General features: G+C 27.5%; 3 protein-coding genes. 1 reads left to right on the forward strand and 2 read right to left on the reverse strand.

From position 1 onward, the window contains the following. Positions 1-74: 74 nt before the first annotated feature. Positions 75-1,190 (reverse strand): carboxynorspermidine decarboxylase, encoded by a 1,116-nt coding sequence (locus LKE05_RS13925; RefSeq protein WP_308457234.1) that lies wholly within the window; start codon positions 1,188-1,190, stop codon positions 75-77. Between the two features lie 47 nt (positions 1,191-1,237). Between LKE05_RS13925 and LKE05_RS13930 the strand changes: the two genes are divergently transcribed. Beyond that, the gene (locus LKE05_RS13930; RefSeq protein WP_308457235.1) at positions 1,238-2,740 is read left to right on the forward strand and encodes a pentapeptide repeat-containing protein; all 1,503 of its coding nucleotides are present in this window, start codon (positions 1,238-1,240) and stop codon (positions 2,738-2,740) included. Here LKE05_RS13930 and LKE05_RS13935 read toward each other — a convergent pair. Continuing rightward, positions 2,731-3,870: an aminotransferase class I/II-fold pyridoxal phosphate-dependent enzyme gene (locus LKE05_RS13935; protein WP_308457236.1), complete on the reverse strand. Its 1,140-nt coding sequence runs from the start codon at positions 3,868-3,870 to the stop codon at positions 2,731-2,733. The two genes, LKE05_RS13930 and LKE05_RS13935, sit on opposite strands and share 10 nt — an antisense overlap. Between the last annotated feature and the right edge of the window lie 94 nt (positions 3,871-3,964).

Consider the following 3,964-nt stretch of genomic DNA (forward strand, 5'->3'; position numbering starts at 1 on the left):
TATAAAAACAAAGGATAATACGGGATTATCATTTATTCGATAGAATATGGCTTAAAAATAATATTTGGATACTCTTATAACATAGATAAAAAAGTATCATAATTATATTGTTTTATGACTTTAATAGGCATATCTTTTTCATAAATAGCATATGATGGAAGTTTTATACCGTTAAATTGATTACTTTTTACCATAGTATATGGTGCTGTATCCATAAATATAATTTTACTACCTATATCTAGTGGTTGATTAAATGAATAATCTCCAAATATATCTCCAGCATAACAAGTAGAACCAGCTAATCTGTAAGTGAAATTTTTTTCGTTAGGCAAATAAGCATTAACTATATTGCAACGATATGGAGAATGGATAATATCTGGTAAATGGCAGATTGCAGAAGCGTCTAAAATGGCAATATCTATACCATTGTGAATAATATCAATTACACTAGCTACGAAATAGCCAGTGTTGAGTACAACAGTTTCACAGGGTTCCACAAAGATGTCAAATTCATACTTCTTGTGTAAACTATTAATGCAATTAACGGCTTCGTCTAAAGAGTATGACGAATCGGTGAATAATTGTCCGCCCCCTAAATTTATCCAATCAATTTTATGTAAATATTGATTGAAATTACTGTCAATTACATCAATAGTCCGCCTAAGAGTATCAGAAAATTGTTCGCACATAGTATGGAAATGGATTCCACTAATTTTTTTTAATATACTATCATTTAAATCATCTGCTTTAATACCAAATCTAGAAAATGGATGGCATGGGTTGATAGCATATTTTTCTACTTCGGAATATTCTGGATTTATGCGAATTCCCTGTTTAACATGACCTAAGATACAGTCTTGTGAAAACAAACTAAATTGATTTAATGAATTGAATATGAGATAATCACTGTAATCTATGATTTGATTTATGTCATTTCTTTTGTAGGCTGGCGAATAGGTATGCACAGGTTTTTTAAGCAAATCATGAGCAAGTTGTGCTTCCCAAAGACTACTTGCACTAACACCATCAAAGAAATCTATAAACATTGGAACGATTTTATCATTAGAAAAGCCTTTTAGCGCAAAGAGAATTTTTATATTAGTTTTCTTTTTTAGAAGTGATAGAATACTGATATTATTTTTTATTTTGTCTAGATCAATAATGTGGCACGGGGTTTCTAAATAATCCATATTTAAAAAAAACATTATAACATATCCTTTCTTATGGAGGTAAACTTATGACTAAACTTTTAAATTATAATAGCTTGTTAGGTTTAAACGCTGACGAAATATATACATATTTACTAATACATGAACAAATTTTTGACGATATTGATTTGCATTCTATTTCTTTAAAGAATTGTGTATTAGAGAAATGTACCTTTGAGAAAACGATTCTTGCAAATAGTGATTTAGACAGTTCTCAAATTTCTGATAGTATATTTTCTAATTTATCATTTCAGAATTCAGATATTGTATCATGCAATTTTGAAAATTGCACTTTTAAAAAAATAAGCTTTAAAGGCTCTAGCTTTTCAAACAATACGTTTTCTAATTGTAAGTTTTTGTCATGTGATTTTAATCATGTAGATATGCACAATTCAACATTTTTAAATTGTGTAATTGAACACATGAATGTACGTCAATGTTCTACATCTCTCAATAATTTTATTGAATGCACATTTATTCAGTCAAAAATAAACGGTAATTTCTTTTTTAATATTTTGATGAATTGCATCTATAAAGATACAGAGATAGATATATCTCTTGTATCATCTAACTTTGGCATTAGACAAGCAAGCCTAGATCAACTTAATTTTTCATTATATAATTTACAAGATTTACAGGATAAACTTGTTAGAAATAATGATTTATTTGGAGCCGCTGTTATAGAATTAAACACAAACGATTGCTCATATGATTATTCTATGCTTGTATGTTTGCAAGCTACATTTAAGCAGATTGAAAACAATATCATTATTAGGTCTGAAGAGCTTCGATTTATTGAGCTTTTATTAGATTATTTTGTTGCTGAGGATTTATTAGCTCCAATTACAATCATTCAGTTATTGTCATTGGTAGAAAAAATACTGAATAGTAATATAAATAATATAGCTAAAAGTAAATCAACTCTCTATTTGAATTATATATATAATGTGTTGTTTAAAGCTTATCAGCAATTTGTGTCAGATTTACACAATACATTATCCGAAATGGCAAATGACAAATTACCAGTTACTATAAAACTTACTTTTGAAAATGAGCCAAATGTAGAAATGTGTGCTATACTAACAGATTTTCAAAAGCAGTTAAATATTGATTCTCCCGCTCCTGTTAGAATAAAAACTGAAAAAGGCTCTTTTATAGACTGGATACAGACTCATGACGAAATATTGAAGTGTTTGCAGATAATTATTTCTATAATAGGTCTTGCAATAAAATTGAAACCTTCTTCAAAAAAAATATCAAGTAAGTCTTCTTCCAATAACGAAGCGCACAAAAGTGAAAAAAGTAATATCTCTCAAGATAATAGTTCCAATAATAGCAATATTTTTTCTTCAAATGGCGATGTACTGGTTCAACTTCCTGGATCAATAATACGTCAAATTAATCAAGTACAAACGGAGCAAGCAATATCTAATGCTGTCAATGTTTTTGTTATTAATAATATGACTATTAATAATAATTATCATGGAATTAATAAATATAATATTAAAAATGTAGAATGCTTTTATGGATAATTGTTTTTTAAATATTGTAAAACCTTATTAATGCTTGTTATTAATAAAGTTTTATCTAGAGTCAAATTAACTCTAAAACAAAAACCAAGTTCTTGATAAAAGCCTTCCAAATATCCGGGTAATAAAGAGACATGTGTACATGTGATAAGTCTTTTAATAAAATTAAAACGTATAGATTCTTTAAAAGGTACCATTGGATAAAATATGCTCATATATTGCCCTATATTATGTGAAAAGGAAATCTGCCCATCATATTTATTTAATAAAGTTACTATGGATTGCTTAATACTATCTGTATAATCCAAATGCATTTTCAGACAGTTATCATAATTTTCAGAAATAAAATGATTTGCAGCAATATATGAAGATAGGGGCAACCCACCACAAAATAAATCTATCCATTGGTCAAAAAAGTCTTTATAATCATTGTTACATAATATACACGAAAATTTTATAGAATTTGTAGAAATGACTTTATGTGGACTATGTATAGTAATTAGGAATTTAGAATTAGACAATTTCTTTCTTAGACTATATCCTAATATAGATAGACTTTCATCGCATATTATAAATCGCTGATTATCAAGTATTAATTGTAATTTAGTTATTTCTGTTTCGTCAAAATAAGTACCAGTACAAAATACTGGAGAAGTAATCCAAATTACATCATAATTATTTGATAAAATATCTTCAAGCGGTATAATAAATTTATTACCACTTAATTCAAGACTTCTTGTTTCCACATGTAAACCAAAAGCATTCAGACAGGGTTCAACAGTAAAATATGACGGTTGTAACAGACATATTTTATTTAGTTTATGTTTTTGCAAAAAGTTAGCAATATTTACTATAGACAATGTACTTGAAGGAATTAATATACTACATATTTCGGTATTTGCCTCCTGTAAAAGTTTATTTTCCACTAATGAATGAATCTGGGGAGAGATTTCGTAATTATATATATATTTAAATGGTTCGTAATATGGTTGAATTTCTAATGAAGATAATAGAAGTTTATTATAATCTTTTCCTGAGTCCCAATGAGATATATCAAACACCTTATAACCATTATTAGAAACTTCTTTTTCAACTTCTCGTATTTTCTCAATATCTTCTAAATGATATAACATATTTATCCTCCGTTAATTTCACAAATACATTATCAGTATTATCGCCATATTCTATCGAATAAATGATAATCCCGTATTATCCTTTGTTTTTATA

It is taken from the genome of Hominilimicola fabiformis (genome assembly GCF_020687385.1).
Taxonomy (GTDB): domain Bacteria; phylum Bacillota; class Clostridia; order UBA1381; family UBA1381; genus Hominilimicola; species Hominilimicola fabiformis.

Bases quoted from the DNA above. Each gene is read 5' to 3' on its own strand.
- LKE05_RS13925 (WP_308457234.1), bottom strand. From the start codon at position 1,190: ATGGATTATTTAGAAACCCCGTGCCACATTATTGATCTAGACAAAATA.
- LKE05_RS13930 (WP_308457235.1), top strand. From the start codon at position 1,238: ATGACTAAACTTTTAAATTATAATAGCTTGTTAGGTTTAAACGCTGAC.
- LKE05_RS13935 (WP_308457236.1), bottom strand. From the start codon at position 3,870: ATGTTATATCATTTAGAAGATATTGAGAAAATACGAGAAGTTGAAAAA.